The sequence below is a fragment of the Paraburkholderia phytofirmans genome (genome assembly GCF_046028095.1).
Classification (GTDB): domain Bacteria; phylum Pseudomonadota; class Gammaproteobacteria; order Burkholderiales; family Burkholderiaceae; genus Paraburkholderia; species Paraburkholderia phytofirmans_A.
Genome location: NZ_JAQQDJ010000001.1, coordinates 16,246 through 42,230, shown reverse-complemented (window position 1 = coordinate 42,230; position 25,985 = coordinate 16,246). Strand labels below are relative to the sequence as shown.

Here is a 25,985-nt window from a genome sequence, read left to right as displayed (position 1 = left end):
CCACGCACTCGCGTCTACAACTCCGGCCGCGCCAGGTCGCTGATAACAATATGTTCGCCGTACACCTGCGCCGCCGCGACAGCTTCGAGCTTGGTCGCGTACGGCCCGAGTTCAGGCGCGCCGTCGAACGGAAACAGCACGCGTCCGTCGGTGGTTCGAACCACTTTCAACACGCCGAAGAAACGCCGGTAGCCGGCCAGCTTCGACGTGGCTGAAATTTCAAAGTCGTCTTCCGACGTCGCGGGGATGCTGGGAATAAATGCGATCTTGCTCATACCTGAAAACATCTCTTGTTCGGTGGGCCGGCAGCGGCATGAAACGCCAAGCCTACACCCGGTTGTCCGGGGAAGATATTCGCCGGCGGGCTTCATTGTCTCAAATCCGGGCGGATTCAACCGGCGAGCCTACACGCGAGCCGGGCGGTGGTCGGTGACGGCCGCCCGCAAGTCTGGTCAAGCGTCTTTGACGGCCGCCGCGTGCTCGGCCGCCAGCGCCGCGTCCCGCTCGCTCACGCGCACGAAACTCGGCCGCGAGCAGATGCGGCCGCAATACTCGAGCAGGACCGGCGTTTCGGGCACCAGCTTGAACATCATTCCCCAATGCAAGGCGATGCCCCACAGGATATCCGCCGCCGACATCGTGTCCCCGAGCAGGTAGGGCGCGGCTTGCAGCTGGCTCGTCACCGTTCCGAGCATCGAATCGAAATCGCCGTAGGGTGACGTGGCGGCCGGGGCGGGCTCGCGCTTCATCGCCTTGTCGACCAGCGCGGGCTCGTAGCACGCCGCGTAGTACACCAGCCAGCGCAGATACGGTCCGCGCGATGGATCGTCGAGCGCCGGCGCGAGACCGGCTTCAGGAAACAGATCGGCCAGATAGATGAAGATCGCGACCTGTTCGGTAACCAGCGCGTCGCCGTGGAGAATCGCCGGCACTTTACCGAGCGGATTGATGGCGAGATAGGGCGCTTTACGCTGTTCGCCGGCTTTCATGTTCAGCACCTTTAACTGGTAAGGCGCGCCAAGTTCTTCTAGCAGCGTGAGTGCGCTGACGGAGCGGCATTGCGGCGAGTGGAACAGCGTGATCGTGCGATCTGTGGTCATGGCTTGAGCCTTCCCGAATGAGCGTGGTGGACTGAAGAACCGGGCTCGGAGGCAACGACGAGGCGCCGGAGATGTCTTTATCCTAAGCGTCCATACCTGTCAGTTTGTGGCAGGTATGACTACACTTGTCCGCATGAGAGCGAGCCGCCTTCTTTCCATCCTGATGACGCTGCAGGCGCGTGGCCGCGTCACCGCGCAATTCCTCGCCGATGAATGCGCGGTGTCGTTGCGCACCATCTATCGTGATATCGACGCCCTGAGCGCCGCTGGCGTCCCCGTTCATAGCGAGCGTGGGGCGGAAGGCGGCTACCGCCTGCTCGACGGCTACCGCACACGGCTGAACGGCCTGTCCTCGCAGGAAGCGGAGTCGCTGTTCCTCGGCGGCCTGGCCGGCCCGATGCAGGCGCTCGGCCTGGGCGCGGTGATGGCCGGTGCGCAGACCAAGTTGCTGGCCGCGCTGCCGGTCGAATTACGCTCGACCGCGGAGCGCATGCGCTCGCGTTTTCATCTCGACGCCCCCGCGTGGTTTTCGGACGCGGACGAGCCCGCCCATCTGCCTTTGATCGCGCGTGCGGTGTGGGAGCAGCATCCGCTGGAGATTCGCTATCAGAGCTGGAAGGCCGAGAAGTCTCGGCGGATCGAACCGCTCGGCATCGTGCTGAAAAGCGGCGCATGGTATGTGGTCGGGCGCGTCGGGCAGGATGTGCGCATCTACCGCATTTCGCGCATTCTAGAATTGAGCCTGCTGGACGAGACGTTCGAGCGGCCGCCCACGTTCGATCTTGGCGCCTACTGGCGGGACAGCACGCAGCGTCTCTCCGAAGAAATGCACGCGAGCGAAGCGACGCTGCGTCTGTCGCCTTGGGGCATGCGGATGCTCGACGTCTTTACGTCGCCGTTCGCGCGCTCGGCGGCGATCATCGGCGAGCCGGATCCTGCCGATGGTTGGCGCACCGTGACGCTGCCCGTCGGCTCCGTGAGACAGGCGTGCGCGGAGCTGCTGCGCTTCGGCACCGAGGCCGAAGTGATGGCGCCACCCGAGTTGCGCGCGCAGATGTCGGAGGTTGCGGCGGCGCTGCATCGCCGTTATGCGCAATGACGGCGTGACGCGATGTCCCGCAGGCGTCTCATACACTGCGTGAGATGACCGGCATACGGCAACCATGCGACACGATTCACGCCGACGTCATACACGCTGCATAAAGTTTGCCCCGCGAATAAAACACTAATCCCCAAGGGCAAAAAACATGTCACAACGCAACGGGTTGCGTGCATTTCTCATGGTCGTTTGCGCGGCCTTGATCGGTTTGGTCGTCGCTGCGTGCGGATCGTCGTCTTCGTCGCTGAAATTGAGCGGGCAGCAGCAGATCCGGCATGTCTTCGTGATCACGCTCGAGAACGAAAACTACGCGACCACGTTCGGCGCGAACAGCAAGGCGCCGTATCTTTCGCAAACGCTCGCCGCGCAGGGCGCGATGGTGCAGCAGTACTACGGCACTGGGCACGTGAGCCTTGACAACTATATTTCGATGATCAGCGGTCAGGCGCCGACGCCGGAAACGGACAACGACTGCATCACCTTCCAGGACTACAAGCTCACTGGCGTGACCGCGGACGGCCAGGCGATCGGCTCGGGCTGTGTCTATCCGGCGAGCATCAAGACGCTGCCGGACCAGTTGAAGGCTGCGGGCTACACGTGGAAGGGCTATGAAGGCGACATGGGCAACGACCCGGCGCGCGAAGCCGCCACTTGCGGCCACCCGGCGCTCAACACCACGGACCTGACGCAGTCGGCCGAAGCGCCGAGCGCGGCTGTGCCGCTGGGCGACCAGTACGCGACGCGTCATAACCCGTTCATGTACTTCCGCTCGATCATCGATTCGCCGGACTGCGGGCAGAACGTGGTCAACCTGAACAAGCTGACTACCGATCTGCAGTCGGTCTCGACCACCGCCAACTTCAATCTGATCACGCCGAACCTGTGCGACGACGGCCACGACGCGCCGTGCGTCAACGGTCAGCCGGGCGGCCTGACGAGTGCGAACACGTTTCTGCAGAAGTGGGTCCCGATTATCACGGCTTCGCCCGCGTTCCAGCAGGACGGCCTGCTGATCATCAACTTCGACGAAAGCAGCTACGCGACTGTGACGCAGTCGGGCACGAGCGAGGACCTGATCTTTTCCGGCGCGACCTGCTGCAGCCAGCAGCCGGGTCCGAATCTGCCGGCGTTCCCACAGACTTCGTCGCTGACTTACAAGGGTTTGACGATCAACCTGACCAAGCATAGCTTCGGCGGCGACCAGACCGGCGCGGTCATGATTTCGAAATTCATCAAGCCGGGCACGGTGTCGACGGTGCAATACAACCATTATTCAATGCTCAAGAGCATTGAAGATATCTTCCAGCTGGACCACCTCGGTTATGCGGGGCAGGCCGGTCTCGTCGGGTTCGGCGGCGACATTTTCACGAACCTGTAAGCGACGCGATGCCGTTTCCTGCAATGCGATTCATCGGGCGCGTCGGCGTGCAATGGGCGGGGCTCGCTGTTCTGCTTGTTGCAACGCTGCCGGCCGTTGCTGCAGCGGCTACTGCCGCGGCCGATCCGAAACCCGTCTATAGCGACGCCGCCGCGCTCGGCAAGCTGATCTTCTTCGACGCCACGTTGTCCGCATCGGGCAAGATGTCGTGCGCGAGCTGCCATAGCCCGTCGCATGCTTACGGGCCGCCCAACGGGCTCGCGGCTCAGTTGGGTGGGGCGGATATGCGCACGCAAGGCACGCGCGCCGTGCCGAGCCTGCGTTACGTGCTGAACCGCACGCCGATGTGGAGCCACGCGCAGGCGGCGAGTCTGTCCGAGCGTCTGAGCGAAACGGACAACGCGCCGGTGGGCGGTTTCGGTTGGGATGGGCGCTTTGACCGTCTGCACGATCAGGCGAGTTTCCCGCTGTTCAATCCGAACGAGATGGCCAACAAAGATCCGACTGCCGTGCTCGCGAAACTCGAGCAGGCGCCTTACGCGGCGCGCTTCAAGGAAGTGTTCGGGCAGAACATCTTCGTTGACCGCGCCAAGGCGTTCAGTCAGGCGATGTATGCGATCGAGCGCTTCGAGCTCGAGGACCCGAGCTTTCATCCGTATACCAGCAAATTCGATTACTACCTGGAAGGAAAAGCGCAACTAACGGCACGAGAGTCGAGAGGCAAGAAATTGTTCGACAATCCGGCGGGCGGCAATTGCGCCTCCTGCCATATCGACCAGGTGGGCGTCGACGGCTCTCATCCGTTGTTCACGGACTTCAATTTCCAGGCGCTCGGCGTGCCGCGCAATCCGCAGTTGCATGCGAACGCAGATCCGAAGTACTTCGATATGGGCTTATGCGGTCCACTGCGGACCGATCAGTCGAGCGACAAAAGCAATTGCGGGCTCTTCAAATCGGTGTCATTGCGCAATACGGCGACGCGCCACGTGTTCTTTCACAACGGCCGGTTCCATACGCTGAAGGACGCACTGCGCTTCTACGTGCAGCGCGACACCAGTCCGGCGAAGTGGTATCCGAAAGACACGCGCGGCAAGGTCGACAAGTTCAACGATTTGCCGGTCGCGCTGCGCGTCAACGTCGATACGACCGACGAGCCGCTCACACGCAAAGCCGGCGAGCGCCCGGTCTGGTCGGAGCGCGATATCGACGACGTCGCCGCTTTCCTGGCGACGCTGAACGACGGCTACGTGCCGAAGCCGAAGCCCTCGCACTGAAGGCGAAAGGCGAAAGGGCCGGCCGCGATTCCTAAGACGAATTTCGACTCTTTCTGGGTCTAATTTGGGGGCAGAGCTATAATGCCCGGATCCCCTTTTTTCCCGTCCTCCGCTATGAGCCGGTTACTTTGCCTGATCGTGCTTTCGCTCGGCCTGATGCAGACCGCGACGGCCGACGAAAACACCGACCGAATGTCCGCGTATCTCACGCAAAAATTCGGTCTGGCAAAAGAAAAAGCTCAAAAAATTTCCGACGCGGTGCAATCCGCCGCCTCGAAGTATTCCCTCCCGCCGGCGCTCCTGCTGGCGATCATCTCGATCGAATCCCGCTTCAAGGAAAAGGCCAAGGGCGCCAACGGCGCAACCGGGCTGATGCAGGTCGTGCCGGGCGCGCATCGCGGGCTGTTGAGGAACGTCAAGGACCTCACCGAGCCGACCGCGAACATCGAAGTGGGCTCGGCGATTCTGTACGGCTATATGCGCTCGGCCAACGGCGACATGAACGCCGCGCTCAAGAGCTACGGCGGGTCGCAAGCGTACGCGCAGAAAGTGAGCTTGCGCGTCGAAGACTTTGCCGCGGTCGCACCGTCGCAAGACGCCGCCCAGCAATCGGACGCGCCGGCCAGCATGTGCGCGGCAGGGCGCACATCTGACCGTTGCGCGGAACCGGGCAACTGGGCCAACGCGTTTACCGTTCCGGCCGTCAATGCTGCCGGGTTGAACGGCGCCGCTACGCCCGCAACCGGACTTCACGCGACGTCGCACTAAGCGACATTCCAGCGCTTTTCCCGCCGCGGCGTTGCTGTCGCGGCAATGCTCTGTCACGTCCTGTACGGCACCCGTTGCGCGCTTTTTACGCACAGTTCGCAACCGCTCTACAATGCATTCCCATTCGCGCTGACGCAGCGCCTCTTCCGATCGACCATGTTGACCTCGCTCTCCAGAATCACAGCCGCCGCGTGTGTCGGCCTGCTGACCCTTGCCGCCTGTGGCAGCACGCCGCAGCCGAAATTCCAGCAGGAATTGTTCGAAACGGGCGCGAGCCCCTATGCGCGCAATTTCAATTCGAGCACGACGGATAGCTGCGAGGCCGCGCGCCGGGCGCTCCTGAGCCAAGGCTATCTGACGACGATGACGCGCAACGACACCGTCGACGGCACCAAAAACTTCCAGCCGACGGGCGACACTCACGTGGTTGTCGAATTTCATGTGGTCTGCACGCCGGGAGAAGAGGCGAGCGACACCAGCATCGTCTACGTCAACGCCGTGCAGAACGGCTTTGCGCTGAAGAAAAGCGATACGTCGGCGAGTGTCGGACTGAGCGTACTGGGTTCGCTGTCGCTGCCGATTCGCTCGAACAGCGATGCGATGGTCAAGATTTCGAGCGAGACCATTCCGTCAGGCAAGTTCTACGACCGGTTCTTCGGGCTCGTGAACCACTATCTGCAAACGGTAGTGCGCACGCAACCGGTCGCCAATAACCGCATCGAGACGCGCCTCTTGCCGGTGCCGGTCGAAGCGACGCCGCCGGTGCCCGTTCCCGAGATGCCCGACGCGATCGGCAAGGCGGCGGCCGTGCAGCCCGCGAGCGGAGCCGCCGTAGTGCCCTGATCCATCCGCAGGATTTCGCGGCGTCGAGGCTGGTCAAGATCCGATCAGCCTTCAATCGCATCGCGATCCTATGTCTTTTACTTCATACGTATACATATGTAGTAATAGTTAACAAGGGTTAACCCCTTCTGTGGATAACTCGCAAATGTTCCGTCACATCAACGTCATGCAAACTCCATAACCCTGCGAATCACGTCTGTAGAAAAACTACCAAGTCGGGATAACTTTGATGGGGCTTGCCTCGCGAGGCGTCTTATCAAGAATCCGCACACAGGCTGTTCCATGCGCTATCCCAAAGTTATTCATAGGGAAATGTGGATAACTCGCGTTTGAAGTCGTTTTTCCAACAGATGCCGGGCAAGTTTTTCAACTTGCCCAAGCGCTCGCCAGCGTACAGACCGCCCCCCGCCATACGCGCACATTGAAGTCGGACGGTACAAAGATTGCGTATCTCTTTTTGCAAGCGCAACTGTTGCTATTTAGTCAAAACCATTTCGGCAACGGCTGATCCAGGCATAGAGTTAAAGTGTTTTCTGAAGTTATTGGTGCAGTGCGGGGGTGTGTAATGAAACGCAGAACAGCACGACAGCTTGTCCGTCTTCTCTCGGATATTCGACATGCCACCCATTGCAGCACGCTGCGGGCGGCAGCCACCAACCGGGCCATCGCGCTCGCCTCCACTGAACACGAAGCGGATGTCGCCGACAGCGACGACAACACCGAGGCCGCGCGCGACGCGCATCAGGACAAGCCGGCCCGGAGCAGATCATGAGAACGTCGAGCGAACAGTCACTGCGATTTCTAGTCGATAAATGGCTCGCGCCGGAGCCTTCGGCGGCGGTTCATGTCACCGAATTCAGCCGCACTCGCCTGGGAGGCCGGCGTTATGTGCGCGTCGAGACTTCGCTTCAGGCGGGCTCACGCGGCCTGTTCTTCTTTCGTCACGACGACGGCTGCTGGTGTGTGTTTCCGCCGACCGCCGATACACCGGCATTGCTTGCGTATCCGCGGGCGGCCTGAGGGCGGCAAGCAAGCCGACGACACCGACCACCTGCGCAAACACATTGCACGCGCCAGTGCAGAATGCGGCGCTGGCTTCGTCCTCAAGACGACGCGTGGGGCACACGTTCACGCCCGCGTTGCCACGCCGGCATCACCTGACACACGATCAAACCCGCGAGCATCAGCGCGCATCCGAACAGTGCGCGTGCCGACAGTGTTTCGCCGAGCACGAGCCACGCCGCAAGCGCGGCGAACACACCTTCCATGCTGAAGATCACCGCCGCGTGCGACGGCGCCGCATGCTTTTGCGCGACCACCTGAATCGTATAGGCGACGCCGACCGACAGCGCCCCGCCGTACAGGATGGTCGGCGCAGCGCGCACGATCACCGCGAAGCTGATTGGCTCGATGGCGAGACCGACGATGAGACATGCGAGCCCGCACGTCACGAACTGCACGAGCGCGAGCATCAGCGTGTCGTGGCGTAGCGCGAAACGTCCGACGAGCATCATCTGAATGGAGATCACGAGCGCGCCTGCGAGCTGATACCAATCGCCGTACAGCATTGAAAAATGTTCGTTGACGCTCAGGAAATACATGCCCACGGCCGCGAGCACCGCACCGAGCCACGCGCCGATTCCCGTCCGATGTCTGAACAGCACGCCCAGCAGCGGCACGATCACTACGTACAGCGAACTGATGAAACCCGCGTTGGCGACCTTCGTGTATTGCAGGCCGATCTGCTGCAATGAAATCGAGGCGGCCAGCACTACGCCGAGCAGCGCGCCCGCGCCGAGTAGCTCGCGTGCGCCACCGGGTTCGCGCTTCGACAGTTCAGCGAGTGCGGAGCGCCGCACGCAAACGATCAGCGTCAGCACGACGAGCGCGCCGTGCAGGAAGCGCAGGCCAGTGAAGAGAAACGGGCCGATCGCATCGAGACTCAGGCGTTGCGCGACGAACGCGGAACCCCAGATTATCGCGGCGATTAGCATCAGAACATTGGCGCGCAGGTGCTGGCGAGTTTCGGCTTTCAACGGTGGTCTTTCTAATTCGGTTGTCGTGACGGGCAGGCGTAGATTTTATCCGCGTGCGCGGAAAACCCGACATGGAGCGAACACCTGAGCGCGATCGCGACCGATGGCCGTTCGTTTCCCAGCCGACTCGCGCGATAATAGCGCGAGTCGGCCATGGAAGTCAGGACACGACTGACCCAACGACCGACTGTTTTTCAGGCGAACGCAATGGATGAGAAAGACTGGATCGCCGGCGCCGCGAAAGCGCTGGCGATCATCGAAGCATTCGACGAAGAGCACGCGCGCATGACGCCGACCATGGTGGCCGGCCGCGCGGGTCTATCTCGCACGGCGGCGCGCCGTTATTTGCTGACGCTGCGTGAACTCGGTTACGTGGATACCGACGGCAAGCTGTTCTGGCTCGCGCCGCGCGTCTTGCGGCTCGGGCAGTCGTATCTGGATTCGGCGCGCTTGCCGCGCACCGTGCAGCCGTTCCTCCAACGCATTACCGCAACCGTGCAGGAAACCGCGCTGGTCGCGATTCTCGACGAACACGACGTGGTGTACGTTGCGCGCAACGGCGTGAACCGGGCGATGGCGGTGGGCTTCGTGCTCGGCTCGCGCGCGCCGGCGCCGTTGTCGTCGGCGGGACTGGTTCTGCTGGCGTTCCAGGCGCCGGAGAGCATCGAGCAGTGGCTGGCGTCGTATCCGATCAAGGTATTCACGCCCCACACCTATTCGACGATCGACCAGTTGCGCGATGTGCTCGGCGAAATTCGCCGCAATGGCTACGTGGTCACCGACCAGCAATTGGAGTTGGGCGTGCGCGGCGTCGCGGTGCCGCTGCGCGACCGGCATGGTTCGGTGGTCGCGGCCATTAGTGTCAGCATGCCGATCGGACAGGAGTCGGCCAATGCCGCGCTACACCGCGTGTTGCCGACTCTTTTGGAGAACGCCAGCCTGCTGCGCAACCTCGTTTGAGACGGTCTAGGTGAATCCCCTGGTATGGGGTGTTTAATGAGTGAAAGCGGGTCGAAAGCAAGCTGTCTCCCGGAAAATACATATCGAGTTTTGGGCATGACAAACCGCCTACACTGGGTAATACTCTCCCGCGGGGAGCGGGAAGGCGCCTCAAGCCCTGTCTGCTTCACCGTGCAGCTTATTCATTCACATTGACTCAGTCGTCCAGGTTTGGGGAACAACACATGAAAAAAGTTATCGTCTCGCTCGCAGCCGCTTCGATCGCGCTGGTTTCTGTTCAAGCTTTCGCACAAGCGTCGGACGCAGCACCGGCTGCTGCAGCAAGCGCGCCGAAGAAGCATCACGTCAAGAAGCTGAAGACGCACGGCAAGCGCGCTCCGGTTTCGGCAGCCGCTTCGGCAGCTGGCACGAACGACAAGGGCACGCAAAACTAAGCTGCCGCCCGATTCTTCGGGCCAGCTTCACCGGTCGATCGCACGGCGCCGCTTGCCGGCGAGTGCAGCACGATCCGGTTGAAGGCGTTGCAAGCAAAAAGGCCAGAGCACGAGCTCTGGCCTTTTTGCATTTGAGACAGCTTTGTTGCGGTGATCAGCCGGCAAGGCCGCGTTTGATGACTTCGTTCAGCAGACCGGTCATGCCTTCGGGGTGAGTTGCGGCGCGCTCTTTCAGTTCGGTCACCAGATCGCCGTTCAGCTTGCACGCAAACGCGACGAGGCCCTGCGCCTGATCGAGCTTGCGCTGTTCGCGGCGATCGAGCTTCGGTTCGGCCGCGGCGGCTTTGCCGAAACGGTCGGCGGTCGACAGCTTCATTGCGTTGTTCAGCTTGAGTGCCTTGTTCTTTTCAAGGTCGGTTTTTTTCATCGCCATTCGGAAGGCCTCTGCCAGATAAGTAATCCCGCATTGTACGCACCGCGCCGGACGTCGCGCGAGCGCGCGGCGTTTGGGTTCCGCGCGCACGGTTGGCACGCGTATTCGAACCCGGGATGAAAGTCGATTTAGGTTCGCACGGACTGGCCCGGCGCGGCAGCCACGCTGTCCATCAGCGCGCGCATTCTTTGCCAGTGCGTGCCTTCCCAGAACACGCGGCGGCACACATCGCAGGTAACGAATTGCGCATGCCGTTCCAGCACGCCGTCGGGCGCACGGGTGCCGACTTCTTCCTTGGGAATGCGCCGCAGCGGCACATTGCACATCAGGCATAAGCGGAACGGTTGCGCGCTGCCGGCCAGATCAAGCCGTTCAAACACTTCGCGCAATTGTTCGCGCGGCCTGAGCGTGCGAATGTAGCAGCCATGCGTGATGCTGCGGCGTTTCAATAACTCACGGTCGCGTGTCAGGACGATGCGCTGCTGCGCGGCGGCGAGCGCTTCGATGTCGGCGTCGGGGTAGTGGTTGTCGTATAGCGTATCGAAGCCGGCGAGCCGCAGAAGCGGCGCGAGACCGCCCAGATGCGCGTCGGCGATGAAACGCACCACGCGCAGCGGACGTTCGCGCACGCGCAGGAGCGGCTGGATATCGAGCGCTTCAAACTTCGGATAGACGGCTACGCGATCGCCGTCCGCAAGAGGATGATTGAAACCGACCGACTCGCCGTTGACCAGAATCAGTTCGACCTCGGTATGCGGCACGCCGAGCGCTTCGATCATGTGCTTTGCGGTGGCGCCCGGCGCGCAGGCGTAGGTGAACGCGCGCCGGCGCAGCGGCCGGGCGAGAAAATCGTTCAGCTCCTCGTAGAAGCGGAATGTCGCGGTCACCATCACCGCAGTATCGCACCGTGTTTCTTTGTGCGCTGTCCTGCACGTGTCGCATGGGTGTGTTTTACTTCCAGTTCTTTAGAAGACGGAGCGACAGATGGACATCGGTTTTATCGGTCTCGGCGAGATGGGCGCCGCGATGGTTGCAAACATGTTGAAAGCTGGGCATCAGGTGCGCGTGTGGAACCGCTCACCGGAGCGCGCGCAGCCGCTCGCCGACGCAGGCGCGCGGGTCGTCGCGACGCCGGCCGAAGCGTTTGCGGGCGACGCCGTGTTCTCCATGCTCGCCGACGATAGCGCCTTGCGCGAGGTCATCACCGCTTCGTTGCTGGAACACGCTCCGCGCGGGCTGATCCACGTGAACATGGCGACGATCTCGGTGGCGCTGGCCGAAGAACTGGCGACGGCGCACGCGTCGCGCGGCGTCAACTACGTCGCCGCGCCGGTGTTGGGCCGGCCCGACGTCGCGGCGGCGGGCAAGCTGACGATCGTGGCGGGCGGGCCGGCTGAATCGATCGACCGCGTGCAGCCGATTTTCGACGTGATCGGCCAGAAGACCTGGCGCATCGGTTCGCTGCCGCAGCAGGCGAACGTCATGAAACTCGCCGCCAACTTCATGCTCGGCGCGGCCGTCGAAACGCTCGGCGAAGCGGCCACGCTGGTGACCGGGCACGGCGTCGCCATGCAGGATTTCCTCGATGTGATCACGAGCGGCCTGTTCCCGGGGCCGGTCTATTCCGGCTACGGCAAGCTGATCGCGGAGCAGCGCTACGAGCCTGCGCTGTTCAAGGCGCGCCTCGGTCTGAAAGACATTCGCCTCGCGCTGGCTGCTGCCGACGCCGTGACGACGCCGCTGCCGATCGCCAGCGTGGTGCGCGACAGCCTGATCGAAGCCGTGGCCCATGGCGACGGCGAGAAGGATTTCGCTGTGCTGGGCCAGGTCGCCGCGCGGCGAGCCGGGCGCTAAAAGCTAAAAGCTGAAAGCAACTGACCGGCGGCACGGAAGGACGCGGGCGGGCATAATAGCCGCCCGATCCCTTATCCCACCTGATTCCCATGAGTCTGCATACCTGGTGGCTATTCGTCGCCACTGTCTTCGTTGTTTCCGCAATCCCCGGTCCGAACATGCTGCTCGTGATGACGCACGGCGCCCAGCACGGCTTGCGCCGCTCCAGTGCGACCATGGCGGGTTGCCTGTCGGCGCTGGTGCTGATGCTGGCGGTGTCGGCGGCGGGTCTCGGCGTGTTCCTCGAGGCGTGGCCGGCCATGTTCAACGCGCTGCGGATGATCGGCGCCGCTTACCTCGTGTATCTCGGCATCAAGGCGTGGCGCGCGCCGGCTGACGAAGCCGCCGCCGGCAATGCCGACGAGCTCGCCGCGAAGCCCGTGCGCTCGCGCTTCGCGTTGTTTCGCAACGGTTTTCTGGTGGCGGGCAGCAATCCCAAGGCGATCCTGTTCGCCGCGGCGCTGCTGCCGCAATTCATCGACGCCGCGCAGCCCAAGCTGCCGCAGTTCGGCGTGCTCGTCGCCACGTTCGCCGTGATCGAGGTGAGCTGGTATCTGGTGTACGCGGGATTCGGCACGCGCATCGGCGCGAAATTGAAGAGCCGCAGCGTCGCCCGGATGTTCAATCGGCTGACGGGCGGCGTGTTCGTCGGCTTCGGCGCGATGATGGCGCTGGTGCGCCACTGAGCGCGAGCCGCAGCGCCACGTCAACGGAGACGGCAAGACATTTGGCGGATTGTTGCGTATTTGCAACAGAGAGGGTCTACCCTAATTTGCATGTTGCGCCGCACCAAGCGGTTTGCTATAGTTTGTCTTGTCTCCTCCATGTCTCCTCTGATATGGATTCAGCCCGCCAACTTAGGCGGGCTTTTTTTTGCCTCGAATTTCCAGTTCCCCAGAAAAGACAAAGCCGGCTGTCCCTTGCGCAGGGCCGCCGGCTTTGTTGCGTCAGGACCGAACTCAGAACTTGTAGGAGACGGCGAGGAACGAAATGATCGGGTCGGCCTTCAGTTCCGCCTTCGACACGCCCAGTTCCGTGCCGTCCGCCGCCTTGATGATGACCGACGAGGTCGTCTTCAGCGGAATGTAGGTGACCGATGCCACGAGGCCCCAATGATCGGTGATGTTGTACGCAAGGCCCGCGTTGAACACCGGCGCCCAGGACGACGACGCTTTCGCCGACACCTGCGTCTGCCCCGGCTTGCCTGCGCCGGCGGCCAGCACCGCGCCGAGGTTGTTTTGCGTCGACTGGACGAAGTTCTGGCCCAGCTGAACGTCGGAGAACCAGTTATACGACACGCCGATGCCGACAAACGGCCGAAAATGCGCGGTCGGAGCATTGAAGTAGTACTGAAACAGCAGCGCCGGGCTCCATTGGCGCACGCTTTTGACGATCGGGTTGGCTTGCGGATCGCCCAGATCCTGCTGGCCGAGTGCGCCTGCCGGTCCCGGTGGCTTGATGGTGCCGTGCCCATAGATCTTGAAGACCGGCGGCACGCCCGCCACCGTCGTCACGGCGATGTGATCGGTGAGGTAGTGGCTGAAGACCAGGCCGACGGTGTTGGCGCTATTCGTGGACAAACTCGTGCCGGCCGAGGTGAAAGAATTCGGCAGACGCAGCGGCGTGTTGATCGGCGTCGGCGCGACATTGGTGGTGAGCGGCGAGCTCGAATCCTGCGGCATCACGTGAAACCAGCCGAGCACGGCGACGTTGTCGCCCGCATGCTGGGCGTGCGCGCTGGCGGACAGGCAGGCGGCCAGTAACGCGAAATAGATTTTTTTCATCTTGTTCCTCCTGAGGCGCGGCTGAAGCTCATCGCGCGCGGCAAGCGGCGGCGGATTCGCGACCACGCCGGCGCGCTGCATATTCGTTGGGCACCGGCTGCCGCGCGTGACGCTGCGCAGCAGCCGGGACGCGAACGCCACGTTGCGGATTGGCGAGCGCGTGCTGCCTCCGTTACTGGACGAAGGCGCCGATCGTGAAGTACGGTGAGGCCGCGTTGGTCAGATCGAGGTAGCCGAACACGCCACCCGTGAAGATCATCTTTCCGGTCGGCGTGGTGCCGGTGGAAGCGCCCACTTTCGTTGTCGTCACCACGCCCGGCACAGCTTGCGTGAAGTCCAGATTCAGCGCCGTCGCGAGCGATGCCTGCGAGGCGTTGAACGGATCGAGCAGCGTGGCCTCGGTGCCTTCGAGCGCGGTGGTGCGGTAGTCGAACTGGCTATCCACGCCGATGTACTCCCCGTTCTGCGAGTTCACCGTGATCGCGCTTTGCGGCGCCAGAATCGAGATGCCCGACTCGTCGTCGGCGTACGGGCCGAGCGCGCCGTTTTGTGGCACGGTCACCGACGAGTTCGCCGCGCCCGTGCGCACCAGGATCGGCACGAGCTGGTTGCGCAGCTTGCCGACGATCATGTAGCCGCGCGCTTCCGGAGTCGCCGCGAGCGTCGGTTTAGCCTGGCCGAGGAAGTTGTTGGTCTGGAACGCGCCACTGCCGTCCGCCGCCGGCGCAAAGTTGCCGCCCGGCTGCTGACATTTGCCGGCGTTGACGCCGGAGTTGTCGCACTCGGTCCACGTGCCGTCCGCGTTGATCGTGATCTTCGAATCGACCGCGACCGGCGCGAAGTTTTGCGACGGCACCTGGTGATAGCCGAGCTGGTTGTACGTGCCGGCCACGTTCGCGAGATTCGTTTCAATCGACGAGAAGCCGATGAACGGGTAGTACGGAAACTTGGTATCCGGCACGGCGCCCACGCCGAGAATGCCGCCGAACGAAATCTCGGCGCCCGGGATCGTGCCGCCCGCCACGCCTTCGCCGACGAAAATCCGCGCCGGACGATTCGGATCGAGACTCGCGCCGTTCAGGCGGAACGCGCACTGGTTCAGCTTGTTCGTCGGCAGGAGAGTTTCCTGAGTCAGCGTGCCGCTGGCGGACTGGCCCGCGCGCGTCGGGACGACGGTGCCGGTGGTCGCGGGGATCGGCGACTCGATGTAATTCACCTGCCAGGTCATCTTGGTCGTATCGAGTTGCAGCTTCACCAGTTCGCCGTCACCGCCGCCGCCCGTGAACACCGTGCTGTAGTCCAGCGACGCCGGACACAGCCGGACTTCCGTCACCGGTCCGTCGCCTCCGCCGCCACCACCGCATGCCCCCAGCAACGGTGCAGCAAGAGCGAGCACCGAAAGGATTCTCCAATTCATACCGCCTCCAGAATTTTCTCGTTGTGTGTGGCCGGCTCCCAGTCCCGCCACCTTTTTGCTATTTGTCTCTCGCACGACCCACTGCCGGTCCGCTGTGGCTTACTCGCATGACTCATTTGCGTGACTCATTTGCGAGATCTACTTGCTGATCTGCGCTCCGATGCCGAAGTACGGCGCGCTCGAAGCCGTGCTGCTGAGTTGCGACGTCGGCGCTACGCCGCCATTGACGGTCCCTTGAATCTCGATCGCATACAGGCCGCCCGAAGCGATCGCGAGTCCTTGTTGACCGTTGGCCTGCTGGACACCGACCAGTCCCGGACTCGGCAACGCGTAGCCCAGGCCGAAGCCGTCTTCCCCTGCGGAAGTCGACGGATTGATGAAGGTGCCGACGCCGCCCTGGATCAACGCCGCGGTGTACTTGAAGTTGGAGTCGGCGCCCACGTAGCCGCCGTCGAAGCCGCCGGAGGCAAGCGGTGTGGCGGCGGCGAGCATGGCGATGCCGGACTCGTCGTCGACCTTGGCGTCAAGGTGCAGCGGGGGGGTGCCCAGATTCACGGAGCCGGTGCGGATCACGAGCGGCACCGTGGCGCCGTTGATCTGGCCGAGAATCATGTGCGCCGACGCGGACACGCCGCTCGGTTGATTCAGCGGCGGCAGCTTGAGTTGCGTACCGATCTGCGGCGCGTTCTGGCTGTCGAAATAACCGCTGCTGTTGGCGGTCCACGCCGTGCCGGTCGTCAGGCAGCCGCTCGAACTCGGCGTAAAGGCCGCGTTCGCCGGATTGGAGCCCGTGCAGTTGCCGGCCGCGTCGAAGGTTTCGACCGTGTTGGTGGCGGTCGCCGCGTACGAGCCCGACGGCACCAGGTGATACAGCAGACCGTTGTAAGTGCCGGCCAGCTTGGTGACGTCGTTCGTCGTGCTGGCGAAGCCGAGGAACGGATAGAAATCGAAGTGCCGGTTGGGGACTGCGCCGACGTGATCGATGATGCCGGGAATGATGGTCAGCCCGTCGTACTCGACGGTCGCGCCCGGAATGCCGCCACCGGCCACTCCCTGGCCGACCAGGATCATCGGCGGGTTCGGGTTGTTGACGAAGTCGGGCGTCGTGTAGGTCGTGCCGTTGGCAGGCGCGGTGCCGGTGCCTTTGCCGAGAATGAATGCGCAACGCGTTTGCTCCGCGGTCGGCAGCGTGCCGGTCGGCGGATGAATTACCGCGCCGGTAATCTGAGTGCCTTCGCGCGTGATCGTGACATCGGCGCTGGTCAGCGGGATCGGCGACTTGAGCCACTTCAGCGTGTACGTCATCGCCGTTGCGTCGATGTTCAGTTGCACCACTTCGCCGCTACCCGCGCCACCCAGGAAGGTGCTCTTGACGATGTCGGCGGTTGCCGGGCACAACGCCGCTGCGCCGGCGCCCGAGGCGGGCGGACCTTGCACGCCGCAGCTCGCGCCCGAACATTGCGGTGCGTTGATCGCGCCTGGATTGTCGGCCTTACCGCCGCCGCAAGCGATCAGGAATGGGGCTGTGGCAATGGCCAGCGCGAGGCCTCGAGTAATGGCGTGCGACATGCAGCTGTCTCCCTTCATGTAATTGTGCGAGCTAATTTCGCTGCGCGGATAATGGCTGTCAATTGAATGAGCCGTCTAAAAAGACCGATTCAAACAGCGCATTTATTGCCGCCCGCGCACGGCGTGGACATCTGCCAGCCTTTTAAACAAAAAAGGATTTTTCGGCTGGCAGCCGGCAACGTTGCTTCGCCGCACTCCCTTGCCAGGTAAGCCTTCGAGCAAAATGGCTCTATCATCTGCGAACGACCGTTCGCGAAAAAATCCGGAGTTTCCCTATGCGGAAAACTGTGCGCCATACGCCGACATCAGGAATGAATTACCGGGGATTTATCGAGTAGTCCGATTTTATTTTTTAAGAAATACGGGCTACTACTGATTAATCGGGGAGAGGGAATTTTGAGTGGCGCGCATTTAAAACAAAAGGCCGGTCTTTTGCAGACCGGCCTTTCATTTGATTGACGGCGAAATACCGTCCGCAATTGCGAGCTGGATTAGCGTTTCAAGCCGCTTTCCTCAGCGGCGCCGATCGCGAGGTTCATGCACTGGATCGCCGCGCCCGACGCGCCCTTGCCCAGGTTGTCCAGACGCGCGACGGTCACGAAGCGTTCTTCATTGCCGAACACGAACAGGTCGACCCGGTTCGTGTCGTTGTTCGCCTGCACGTCGAAGAAGCCGCTGTCGAGGTTCGCTTCCACGTCGAACGGTGCGACGTGCACGAACGCCTCGCCCGCGTAGTACTCGGCGAACAGCGCCTGCACGTCTTGCGGCGTGGCTTTCTTGGCCAACTGGTTCGGCGAGAAGAAGGTGGTGACCGCCAGACCCTTATAAAAGTCGCCGACGATCGGCGTAAAGATCGGCGCCGACTTCAGGCCCGTATGCGCGGCCATTTCCGGCAGATGCTTGTGCGTGAGACCGAGCGCGTACGGACGCGGGCTCTTGAGCTTGTCGTTGCCGCCGGCTTCGTAGTCGGCAATCATTTTCTTGCCGCCGCCGCTGTAGCCGGTGATCGAGTAAGCGTGCGCGGCGAACTCAGGCGCCACCACGCCGGCTTCGACCAGCGGACGCATGGCGAGCACGAAGGCTGACGCATGGCAGCCCGGCACGGCAATGCGTTTCGCCGTGCGCAGACGCTCGCGTTGCGAGCGGGCCAGTTCGGGCAGGCCGTAAGCCCAGTCGGCGGAGGTGCGGAACGCGGTGCTGGCATCGATCAGGACGGTGCGATCGTTCTCGACCAGCGAAGCGGATTCGCGCGAGGCGACATCCGGCAGGCACAGGAACGTGACGTCCGACGCGTTGATGAGACGACGGCGCTCTTCGAGGTCTTTGCGCTTCGCTTCTTCGATACGCAAGATCTCTACGTCGGCGCGTTGCGACAGGTATTCAAAAATCTTCAGGCCGGTCGTGCCTTCCTGTCCGTCGACAAAAACTTTCGTGCTCATCTCGCTCTCACTGGCTTGCTGGAAACGGGGCGCGACACCGCGCTGGAACGTCATTTTAAGACGTGACGGCGCCGGGCGTGCAAAAGGGGTGAAAAAGGGGTGAAAAAGGGGTGAAAAAACGACGATGCGCGCCGAACATGACATCGGCGTGACCCATTGTGAGGCAGATGCAAGCCGATGCCGGCCGGATCGCGGCAGTCCGCGCGTTAGCGCGCCCCGGCGATCCAGCGCGCCGTGACCGCGGCTACGCGTGCGCCGAACATCCGCGCCGTTTCGAGATCACCGGGCGGCGGTGCTTCTTCCGGCGAAGCGTCGGCCGGTGACTGCGTGAGCAGGCCGGTCGAGCCGCCCACATAGTTCAGGTCGTTGCGGGTCGCCGCCTTGGTGTTGGACGGCATCATGCCGGTGCCCGCCCAGATCATGCCGTGCTGCATGGCCAGCGTGACGAAGTACTGGATCGTCGAGAACTTGTCGCCGTTCATGGTAGCGGAGTTGGTGAAGCCGGCCGCGATCTTGTCCTTCCACGCCTGCTCGAGCCACGGCTTCGAGCTTGCATCGGCGAATTTCTTGAAGTCGGCGGAGGGGCCGCCCATGTAGGTCGGCGCACCGAAGATGATGGCGTCGGCGGCGGCCAGTTCGGCCCAGGCTGCATCGTCGATCTCGCCGACCGGCATCAGTTTCGCGTCCGCGCCGGCTTCGAGGGCGCCCGCCAGTACGGACTCGGCGGCCTTCTTCGTGTGGCCGTAGCCGCTGTGATAAACGATGACGATCTTCGACATGAGACGCTCCAGCAAAGTGAAAAGACGATGGGTCGGGCACGGTCGTGGTGCGCACCTGCAGCGGCGCGCCGGCGTCGAGCACGTCGCACACGGCCGCGCCGCACATTAGCGTGCGCGGATGACAGGAATCTCCGCGTGGGCGGCAATAGGACGCAAGCCGTACGCCAGCCCGCGCCGGCGCGGTTTGCATGCGCCCCGCTGCGCTGTGCCGCGATACGCGAAATCAACGCCCGTAATTGACCACCATCCGCGCAAAGCCGAGCGTGGCGGTGCCGATCTCATGATCGAACATCAGCGCGGGACGGCCTTGCGCGAGACGCAGGTCGACGGTGCTGAGCGCATAAACGGTAATGACGTAGCGATGCGGTTTGCCCGGCGGCGGACAGGGCCCGCCATAGCCGTCGGTATCGAAGTCGTTGCGCGCCTCCACCGCACCAAGTTTGCTGAGGAAACCGGAAGAACTCGCATTCTCCGGCAAGCTGGTGACGGTCGCCGGAATGCCGGCCACCGACCAGTGCCACCAGCCGCGGCCCGGCGCATCCTGATCGAACATGGTGACCGCGAAGCCGCGCGTGCCGGGCGGCGCGTCGTGCCAGGAAAGTTGCGGTGAGCGGTTGCCGCCTTTGCAGTCGTCCTGATTGAAAACCTGAGCGTCCGCTACGGTGCCGCCCGCGCGGAAGCTGGCGCTCGTCAGCGCAAACGCGCCTTCGGCAAGAGCATGAGGCCCGTGCGCAGCCAATAGGGCGAGACCCAGCATGGCGCAGGGGAACGACGGCAGACGGCGGAACGGCGAAGCAATCGAAACAACCAGGCAACGCGAGCGCATGTGCCGGTTCTCCTGTGAGGGCGCGAGGCGGTTGTCCTCGCGATGGTTATTGTCCCTATTTTGTGCCTCAAGGTCGATTCAAGTCTAACATTAGCTCTACGACGCATCATTGTCGCGGTCCGCTGGAATTTGCGGACCAGAATCGGCTATAGTCGGAGGAATTTTCCGCGCGGAGACAGCCCGCGCCCTCACCCGTTTCAGAAGCAAGAATACATAAGACATGTCGGAAGTTTTGCAGAGTGGTTTATCTGTCGAGGGGAGGGCAATGCAAGATCCAGTCAGGGTTGTGGTGGCTGACGACCATCCGGTTATTCTGTTCGGCGCCGAGCAGGCTTTGCTCAAGTTTCCTGGTTTGCAGGTCGTCGCGCGTGCGCGACAGTCAACCGAATTGATCAAAGTGCTGCAAACCATTGCCTGCGACGTGCTCGTCACGGATCTGGCAATGCCAGGCGGTCAATACGGCGACGGTTTGCCGCTGATCGGTTATCTGCGCCGCAATTTCCCGAAGCTTCCCATCGTCGTCCTGACGATGCTCGAGAACGCCGCGTTGCTCAAGCGGCTGAGCGAACTTGGCGTGACATCCGTCGTCAACAAGTCGGACGATCTCAGCCACATTGGGCTCGCGGTGCAGCACGTCAGCCGCAACCTCGAATATATGAGCCCGTCGGTGAAAGCGTCGCTCGATACATTGCGCATGAATGCCGGCGGTAAGAACGACGAAGTCATGCTGTCGAAGCGCGAGCTGGAAGTGGTGCGCCTGTTCGTGTCGGGCATGACGATCAAGGAGATTTCGGAGCACCTCAACCGCAGCATCAAGACCATCAGCACGCAGAAGAACACCGCCATGCGCAAGCTCGGCATCGAACGGGATTCCGAGTTGTTCCAGTACGCGCAGAGCAATGGCTTGCTGAACCTGTCGTCGCATTCAACCGAAGACACTAGCGGAGCGTCTTAAGGTCGCACGCAAGGCTTAAGGCAAAAATAGAAAAGGGCGCCTGTCGATAAGACGGGCGCCCTTTTTATTCGAACCGCGCGAGGCGGCGACGCTTACTGCGGCGTCGAGGTTGCGCCGCCGTGCGCAGCCGACCACTCAGCCGGTGCGTGCAGGAATTTTTCCACTTCGTCGAGCGTCCTGGTGTCGAAGTACTTGTTTCCCTTCGCGACGCGCAACACGTCCCACCACGTGGCGAGCGCGTGCAGATCGACGTCGATGTCTTTCAGCACCGACACGCTTTCCTTGAAGATGTTGTAGTGGAACAGCACGAAGCAGTGGTTCACCGTGGCGCCGGCGGTGCGCAGCGCGTTGATGAAGTTGATCTTGCTGCGGCTGTCCGTGGTCAGGTCTTCGACCAGCAGCACGCGTTGACCTTCGGTCAGCAGGCCTTCGATCTGCGCGTTACGGCCGAAACCCTTCGGCTTCTTGCGCACGTATTGCATCGGCACCATCAGGCGATCGGAGAGCCATGCCGCGAACGGGATGCCGGCGGTTTCGCCACCGGCGACCGCGTCGATCTGCTCATAGCCGACGTCGCGCAGAATCGTGGTCTCGGCCATTTCCATCAGGCCGCGGCGCACGCGCGGATACGAGATCAGCTTGCGGCAGTCGATATAAACCGGGCTCGCCCAGCCGGACGTGAAAATGTACGGTTTCTCCGCGTTAAAGTGCACGGCTTGCACTTCGAGCAGCATTTTGGCGGTCGTGTCGGAGATCGTCTGGCGATCGAAGCCTGTCATGGGCGGATCCTTGGGTGTGAGCGGGGAGAAGCGGGCGCGGGGCCCGGTGGCGCAGCAAGCGTGGTATTCCGCGCCATGTTGGGCGGAATACGCGGCCGGTCAGTGGAGTGCAGGCCGGTTTTTGCTGCGCGCGTAGGCCGACATTTTACCCGAAACGGACCCTTCCGAGGAGGCCGTCGTGCGTGGCCGCGGCGAATGACGGTCATAACGGACGCATCGGGCGAGCTGGCCACGGACTGAAGCGTTGCGCCGGGCGCTCGCCTCGATGAGTACTTTTTGGTTCGCTTGTGGGCCGCTGGGGGCACCTTTACACTCACGCGAATTTCTCGGGCGCTTGCCGCCGTTGCCGCCCATTCGACCTACGGATTGCTTTCAATGAACGTCGCTCCTTCCGCCACCGACCCCCGCGAATCCGTGAGAAATGGCTATGCCGGCCGCGCGTTGATCGCCTCGGTGCTCGGCTACGCGATGGACGGCTTCGATCTGCTGATCCTCGGCTTCATGCTGCCGGTGATTGCCGCCGATTTGCATCTGAGCTCCACGCAGGCGGGCTCGCTCGTCACCTGGACGCTGATCGGCGCGGTGGCGGGCGGGGTGATCTTCGGCGTGCTGATCGACTATTTCGGCCGCGTGCGCATGCTGACGTGGACGATCCTGATCTTCGCCGTGTTCACCGGCTTGTGCGCGCTTGCGCAAGGCTATGCCGATCTGCTGGCCTACCGGACCATTGCCGGAATCGGGCTCGGCGGCGAGTTCGGCATCGGTATGACGCTGGTGGCCGAAGCATGGCCGGCGTCGCAGCGGGCGCGCGTGTCGTCGTATGTCGGCTTGGGATGGCAGCTCGGCGTGCTGGCGGCGGCATTGCTGACCCCGCTGCTGTTGCCGGTGATCGGCTGGCGCGGCATGTTCGCGCTCGGGCTGTTGCCGGCCGTGGTGTCGTTCTTCGTGCGGCGCCGCGTCGAAGAACCGGCGCTCTTCACCGAGCGCGTGGCGCGCGGCATGCGCAAACTGCCGCTGAAATTACTGGTGGCGGACGGCCGCACCACGCGGGCAAGCATCGGCGTGGCGATTCTCTGTTCGGTCCAGAACTTCGGCTACTACGGTCTGATGATCTGGCTGCCGAGCTATCTGTCGAAAACCTTCGGCTATTCGCTGACCAAATCCGGACTGTGGACCGCCGCGACGATTCTAGGCATGGCGTGCGGCATCTGGCTGTTCGGCATCGCCGCCGACCGCTTCGGCCGCAAGCCGACTTTTCTGTTCTATCAGGTGGGCGCGCTGGTGATGGTGTTCGTCTACGCGCACTTGAGCACACCGATCGCTTTGCTGATCGGCGGCGCGGCGATGGGCGTGTTCGTCAACGGCATGATTGGCGGTTACGGCGCGCTGATCTCCGAGCTTTACCCGACCGATGCGCGCGCCACTGCGCAGAACGTGCTGTTCAATGCCGGCCGCGCGGTGGGCGGTTTTGGACCGGTGGTGGTGGGCGCCTTGGCCGCACGCTATTCGTTCGGCGCGGCGCTCGCTTTGCTCGCGTCGATCTACCTGTTCGACATCTTCGCAACACTTTTCCTGATTCCAGAACGACGCGGCGCCGAGCTCGAGTGAGTGCGAACGGCGTGTCCATGACCTGCGGATGACAAGCCGCAAGAAGCCCGTCGAATGCGGCGCCGCAGCATTGCCGGCGCGCTGTTTCGCCGATGGTGAGCATGGTTAACCAGTCAGTGCATCGTCTCATTCGGGGTGTACACTAACCGACCCGCGAAGCACTCCGCATCGTCCTGTCCTCCGGCGAGGTTCGACGCGGCGCCCAACCGGCGCAAGCGAAAACCGCCTCAATCGATTATCCATTCGATAGATGCACGCGACGCTGACGGTGCGGTGTGCCGGGCCCAATTACTTACGTCTCGCAGGCCAAAAAATGGACGAACAACTTAAGCAAAGCGCTCTCGCATACCACCAGAATCCGAAACCCGGCAAGATTTCGGTCACGCCCACCAAGCCGCTATCGAACCAGCTCGATCTGTCGCTGGCGTACTCGCCGGGCGTCGCCGCGGCCTGTATGGCGATCTACGACGAGCCGCTCGACGCGCAGAAGTACACCTCGCGCGGCAACCTGGTCGGCGTGATCACGAACGGCACGGCCGTGCTCGGTCTCGGCAACATCGGACCGCTCGCCGCGAAGCCGGTGATGGAAGGCAAGGGCTGTCTCTTCAAGAAGTTCGCGGGCATCGACGTGTTCGACATCGAACTCGCCGAGTCCGATCCTGACAAGCTGGTCGAAGCCATCGCGATGCTCGAGCCGACGCTCGGCGGCATCAACCTCGAAGACATCAAGGCGCCCGAGTGCTTCTACATCGAGAAGAAGCTGCGCGAGCGTATGAAGATTCCGGTCTTCCACGACGATCAGCACGGCACCGCGATCATCGCTTCGGCGGCGATCCTGAACGGCCTGAAAGTAGTCGGCAAGAAGCTCGACGAAGTGAAGCTGGTTTGTTCGGGCGCGGGTGCGGCGGCAATCGCCTGTCTGGACCTGCTGGTGAATCTGGGCCTGTCGAAGAAGAACGTGCTCGTCACCGACTCCAAGGGCGTGATCTACGAAGGCCGTGGCAACCTCGATCCGTCGAAGGAACGCTACGCGGCGAACACCGAAGCACGTACGCTTGCCGACGCGATCCGCGGCGCTGATGTGTTCCTCGGTTGCTCGAGCGCAGGCGTGCTGAAGCCGGAGATGGTCGCCGAAATGGGCACGCAGCCGCTGATTCTCGCGCTGGCGAACCCGGAACCGGAAATCCGCCCGGAAGACGCCAAGAAGGTTCGCCCGGACTGCATCATCGCGACTGGCCGTTCGGACTATCCGAACCAGGTCAACAACGTGCTGTGCTTCCCGTTTATCTTCCGCGGCGCGCTGGATGTCGGCGCGACCACGATCACGGAAGAAATGAAGCTCGCCTGCGTGCGCGCCATCGCCGAACTCGCGGAAGAAACCGATCAGGGCGATGAAGTCGCGAAGGCGTACGAAGGTCACTCGCTGGAATTCGGTCCCGAGTATCTGATTCCGAAGCCGTTCGATCCGCGTCTGATCATCAAGATCGCGCCGGCCGTCGCGCAAGCCGCGATGGATTCGGGCGTGGCGACCCGTCCGATCAAGGACATGGACGCGTATCGCGAAGAACTCGGCACGACGGTGTATCGCACGGGCATGGTGATGCGTCCGGTGTTCGCAGCCGCGAAGTCGGAGCCGGCGCGTATCGTGTTCGCCGAAGGTGAAGACGAGCGCGTGCTGCGCGCCGCGCAATTCGTGCTGCTGGAAAAGATCGCCAAGCCGATTCTGGTGGGTCGTCCGTCGGTGATCGAGATGCGTCTGAAGAAGATGGGCTCGAAGCTCAAGTGCGGCGACGACTTCGAAATCGTCGATCCGGAAGACGATCCGCGCTATCAGCAATCCTGGCAGGCATACCACGAACTTGGCGCGCGTGAAGGCGTGACGCCGGACGTGGCGAAGGCCGCGATGCGCAAGTTCAACACGCTGATCGGCGCGATCCTCGTGCGCCTCGGCGAAGCGGACGGCATGATCTGCGGCATGATCGGCCAGTACCACGCGCATCTGAAGTTCATCGAGCAGGTGCTGGGCAAGGCGGACAACGTGCAGAACTTCGCCGCGATGAATCTGCTCATGTTGCCGGGCCGCAATCTGTTCATCTGCGATACGTACGTGAACGAAACGCCGACCGCGGAGCAACTCGCCGATATGACGATGCTGGCCGCGGGTGAGATGGAGAAGTTCGGTATCACGCCGAAGGTGGCGTTGCTGTCGAACTCGAACTTCGGCAGCGCGCCGTCGTCGTCGTCGCAACGCATGGCTGCGGCTCGCAAACTGATTGTCGAACGTGCGCCCTCGCTCGAGATCGACGGTGAGATGCATGGCGATGCCGCACTGTCGGAAGTGGTGCGCAAGGCTGCGTTCCCGGGCACGACGCTGAGCGGTGAAGCCAACCTGCTGATCATGCCGAATGTGGAAGCGGCGAACATCACGTACAACCTGCTGAAGATGATCGGCGGCGAAGGCGTGACGGTCGGCCCGTTCCTGCTGGGCGCGGAAAAGCCGGTGCACATCCTGACGCCGGCTGCGACCGTGCGCCGGATCATCAACATGACGGCAGTGGCTTCGGCCAACGCACGCAAGGCGGTGAACGCGAAGTAATGCGGACGCTTTGAG

At 62.7% G+C, this 25,985-nt stretch carries 26 protein-coding genes; 14 read left to right on the top strand and 12 right to left on the bottom strand.

What is annotated here, in order from left to right; all coding sequences use genetic code 11:
• Positions 1–14: 14 nt before the first annotated feature.
• The gene (locus PQR54_RS00200; RefSeq protein WP_408243586.1) at positions 15–275 is read right to left on the bottom strand and encodes a DUF6723 family protein; all 261 of its coding nucleotides are present in this window, start codon (positions 273–275) and stop codon (positions 15–17) included.
• 177 nt (positions 276–452) lie between these two features.
• Positions 453–1,100 carry a glutathione S-transferase family protein gene (locus PQR54_RS00195; protein WP_408243585.1) on the bottom strand — a complete coding sequence of 216 codons (648 nt, stop codon included), beginning with the start codon at positions 1,098–1,100 and terminating at the stop codon, positions 453–455.
• A 115-nt stretch (positions 1,101–1,215) separates the two neighbouring features.
• Between PQR54_RS00195 and PQR54_RS00190 the strand changes: the two genes are divergently transcribed.
• The 7 genes from PQR54_RS00190 (at position 1,216) to PQR54_RS00160 (ending at position 7,482) form a co-directional block, all read left to right on the top strand.
• Positions 1,216–2,199, top strand: coding sequence for a helix-turn-helix transcriptional regulator (locus PQR54_RS00190; protein WP_408243584.1), 984 nt, complete (start codon positions 1,216–1,218; stop codon positions 2,197–2,199).
• A gap of 148 nt (positions 2,200–2,347) precedes the next feature.
• The gene (locus PQR54_RS00185; RefSeq protein ID WP_408243583.1) at positions 2,348–3,577 is read left to right on the top strand and encodes an alkaline phosphatase family protein; all 1,230 of its coding nucleotides are present in this window, start codon (positions 2,348–2,350) and stop codon (positions 3,575–3,577) included.
• Between the two features lie 23 nt (positions 3,578–3,600).
• Complete coding sequence (locus PQR54_RS00180) at positions 3,601–4,851, top strand: cytochrome-c peroxidase (protein WP_408243582.1); 1,251 nt, start codon at positions 3,601–3,603, stop codon at positions 4,849–4,851.
• Positions 4,852–4,965: 114 nt separating this feature from the next.
• On the top strand, positions 4,966–5,619 hold the full coding sequence (locus PQR54_RS00175; protein ID WP_408243581.1) for a lytic transglycosylase domain-containing protein: 654 nt from the start codon (positions 4,966–4,968) through the stop codon (positions 5,617–5,619).
• Positions 5,620–5,775: 156 nt separating this feature from the next.
• On the top strand, positions 5,776–6,462 hold the full coding sequence (locus tag PQR54_RS00170) for a DUF2242 domain-containing protein (RefSeq protein ID WP_408243580.1): 687 nt from the start codon (positions 5,776–5,778) through the stop codon (positions 6,460–6,462).
• Positions 6,463–7,027: 565 nt separating this feature from the next.
• Positions 7,028–7,234, top strand: coding sequence for a hypothetical protein (locus PQR54_RS00165; RefSeq protein ID WP_408243579.1), 207 nt, complete (start codon positions 7,028–7,030; stop codon positions 7,232–7,234).
• A complete protein-coding gene (locus PQR54_RS00160) occupies positions 7,231–7,482 on the top strand; it encodes a hypothetical protein (protein ID WP_408243578.1) in 252 nt (83 codons plus the stop codon). Before PQR54_RS00165 ends, PQR54_RS00160 begins: the two co-directional genes overlap by 4 nt.
• Before the next feature lie 83 nt (positions 7,483–7,565).
• Here the strand turns inward: PQR54_RS00160 and PQR54_RS00155 are convergent, their stop codons facing one another.
• Positions 7,566–8,498: a DMT family transporter gene (locus PQR54_RS00155; RefSeq protein ID WP_408243577.1), complete on the bottom strand. Its 933-nt coding sequence runs from the start codon at positions 8,496–8,498 to the stop codon at positions 7,566–7,568.
• 207 nt (positions 8,499–8,705) lie between these two features.
• On the opposite strand from PQR54_RS00155, the gene PQR54_RS00150 reads away from it, so the two are divergent.
• Positions 8,706–9,458 carry an IclR family transcriptional regulator domain-containing protein gene (locus PQR54_RS00150; protein WP_408243576.1) on the top strand — a complete coding sequence of 251 codons (753 nt, stop codon included), beginning with the start codon at positions 8,706–8,708 and terminating at the stop codon, positions 9,456–9,458.
• A gap of 224 nt (positions 9,459–9,682) precedes the next feature.
• Positions 9,683–9,892 carry a hypothetical protein gene (locus PQR54_RS00145; RefSeq protein WP_095418012.1) on the top strand — a complete coding sequence of 70 codons (210 nt, stop codon included), beginning with the start codon at positions 9,683–9,685 and terminating at the stop codon, positions 9,890–9,892.
• A 154-nt stretch (positions 9,893–10,046) separates the two neighbouring features.
• Here the strand turns inward: PQR54_RS00145 and PQR54_RS00140 are convergent, their stop codons facing one another.
• Positions 10,047–10,325, bottom strand: coding sequence for a hypothetical protein (locus tag PQR54_RS00140; RefSeq protein WP_012434605.1), 279 nt, complete (start codon positions 10,323–10,325; stop codon positions 10,047–10,049).
• Positions 10,326–10,453: 128 nt separating this feature from the next.
• Complete coding sequence (locus tag PQR54_RS00135) at positions 10,454–11,215, bottom strand: Mut7-C RNAse domain-containing protein (RefSeq protein WP_408243575.1); 762 nt, start codon at positions 11,213–11,215, stop codon at positions 10,454–10,456.
• Between the two features lie 94 nt (positions 11,216–11,309).
• Here PQR54_RS00135 and PQR54_RS00130 point away from each other — a divergent pair, with 94 nt between their 5' ends.
• Together PQR54_RS00130 and PQR54_RS00125 are read left to right on the top strand one after the other, a co-directional pair.
• Complete coding sequence (locus tag PQR54_RS00130) at positions 11,310–12,179, top strand: NAD(P)-dependent oxidoreductase (RefSeq protein ID WP_134457616.1); 870 nt, start codon at positions 11,310–11,312, stop codon at positions 12,177–12,179.
• An 89-nt stretch (positions 12,180–12,268) separates the two neighbouring features.
• On the top strand, positions 12,269–12,904 hold the full coding sequence (locus tag PQR54_RS00125; protein WP_408243574.1) for a LysE family translocator: 636 nt from the start codon (positions 12,269–12,271) through the stop codon (positions 12,902–12,904).
• A 273-nt stretch (positions 12,905–13,177) separates the two neighbouring features.
• Here the strand turns inward: PQR54_RS00125 and PQR54_RS00120 are convergent, their stop codons facing one another.
• The 6 genes from PQR54_RS00120 to PQR54_RS00095 form a co-directional block, all read right to left on the bottom strand.
• Positions 13,178–14,002 (bottom strand): OmpW/AlkL family protein, encoded by an 825-nt coding sequence (locus PQR54_RS00120; protein ID WP_408243573.1) that lies wholly within the window; start codon positions 14,000–14,002, stop codon positions 13,178–13,180.
• A gap of 172 nt (positions 14,003–14,174) precedes the next feature.
• Complete coding sequence (locus PQR54_RS00115) at positions 14,175–15,419, bottom strand: DUF2957 domain-containing protein (protein ID WP_408243572.1); 1,245 nt, start codon at positions 15,417–15,419, stop codon at positions 14,175–14,177.
• 138 nt (positions 15,420–15,557) lie between these two features.
• Complete coding sequence (locus tag PQR54_RS00110; RefSeq protein WP_408243571.1) at positions 15,558–16,988, bottom strand: DUF2957 domain-containing protein; 1,431 nt, start codon at positions 16,986–16,988, stop codon at positions 15,558–15,560.
• Positions 16,989–17,479: 491 nt separating this feature from the next.
• The gene (gene argC, locus PQR54_RS00105; RefSeq protein ID WP_408243570.1) at positions 17,480–18,427 is read right to left on the bottom strand and encodes an N-acetyl-gamma-glutamyl-phosphate reductase; all 948 of its coding nucleotides are present in this window, start codon (positions 18,425–18,427) and stop codon (positions 17,480–17,482) included.
• A gap of 206 nt (positions 18,428–18,633) precedes the next feature.
• The gene (locus PQR54_RS00100) at positions 18,634–19,206 is read right to left on the bottom strand and encodes a flavodoxin family protein (protein WP_408243569.1); all 573 of its coding nucleotides are present in this window, start codon (positions 19,204–19,206) and stop codon (positions 18,634–18,636) included.
• A 223-nt stretch (positions 19,207–19,429) separates the two neighbouring features.
• Positions 19,430–20,032 carry a YbhB/YbcL family Raf kinase inhibitor-like protein gene (locus PQR54_RS00095; RefSeq protein WP_408243568.1) on the bottom strand — a complete coding sequence of 201 codons (603 nt, stop codon included), beginning with the start codon at positions 20,030–20,032 and terminating at the stop codon, positions 19,430–19,432.
• A 265-nt stretch (positions 20,033–20,297) separates the two neighbouring features.
• Here PQR54_RS00095 and PQR54_RS00090 point away from each other — a divergent pair, with 265 nt between their 5' ends.
• Positions 20,298–20,987, top strand: coding sequence for a response regulator (locus PQR54_RS00090; protein WP_408243567.1), 690 nt, complete (start codon positions 20,298–20,300; stop codon positions 20,985–20,987).
• Between the two features lie 92 nt (positions 20,988–21,079).
• Here the strand turns inward: PQR54_RS00090 and PQR54_RS00085 are convergent, their stop codons facing one another.
• On the bottom strand, positions 21,080–21,766 hold the full coding sequence (locus PQR54_RS00085) for an orotate phosphoribosyltransferase (protein ID WP_408243566.1): 687 nt from the start codon (positions 21,764–21,766) through the stop codon (positions 21,080–21,082).
• A 375-nt stretch (positions 21,767–22,141) separates the two neighbouring features.
• On the opposite strand from PQR54_RS00085, the gene PQR54_RS00080 reads away from it, so the two are divergent.
• Both PQR54_RS00080 and PQR54_RS00075 read left to right on the top strand, forming a co-directional pair.
• Positions 22,142–23,374 (top strand): MFS transporter, encoded by a 1,233-nt coding sequence (locus PQR54_RS00080; RefSeq protein ID WP_408243565.1) that lies wholly within the window; start codon positions 22,142–22,144, stop codon positions 23,372–23,374.
• Between the two features lie 313 nt (positions 23,375–23,687).
• On the top strand, positions 23,688–25,970 hold the full coding sequence (locus PQR54_RS00075; RefSeq protein WP_408243564.1) for an NADP-dependent malic enzyme: 2,283 nt from the start codon (positions 23,688–23,690) through the stop codon (positions 25,968–25,970).
• Positions 25,971–25,985: the final 15 nt, after the last annotated feature.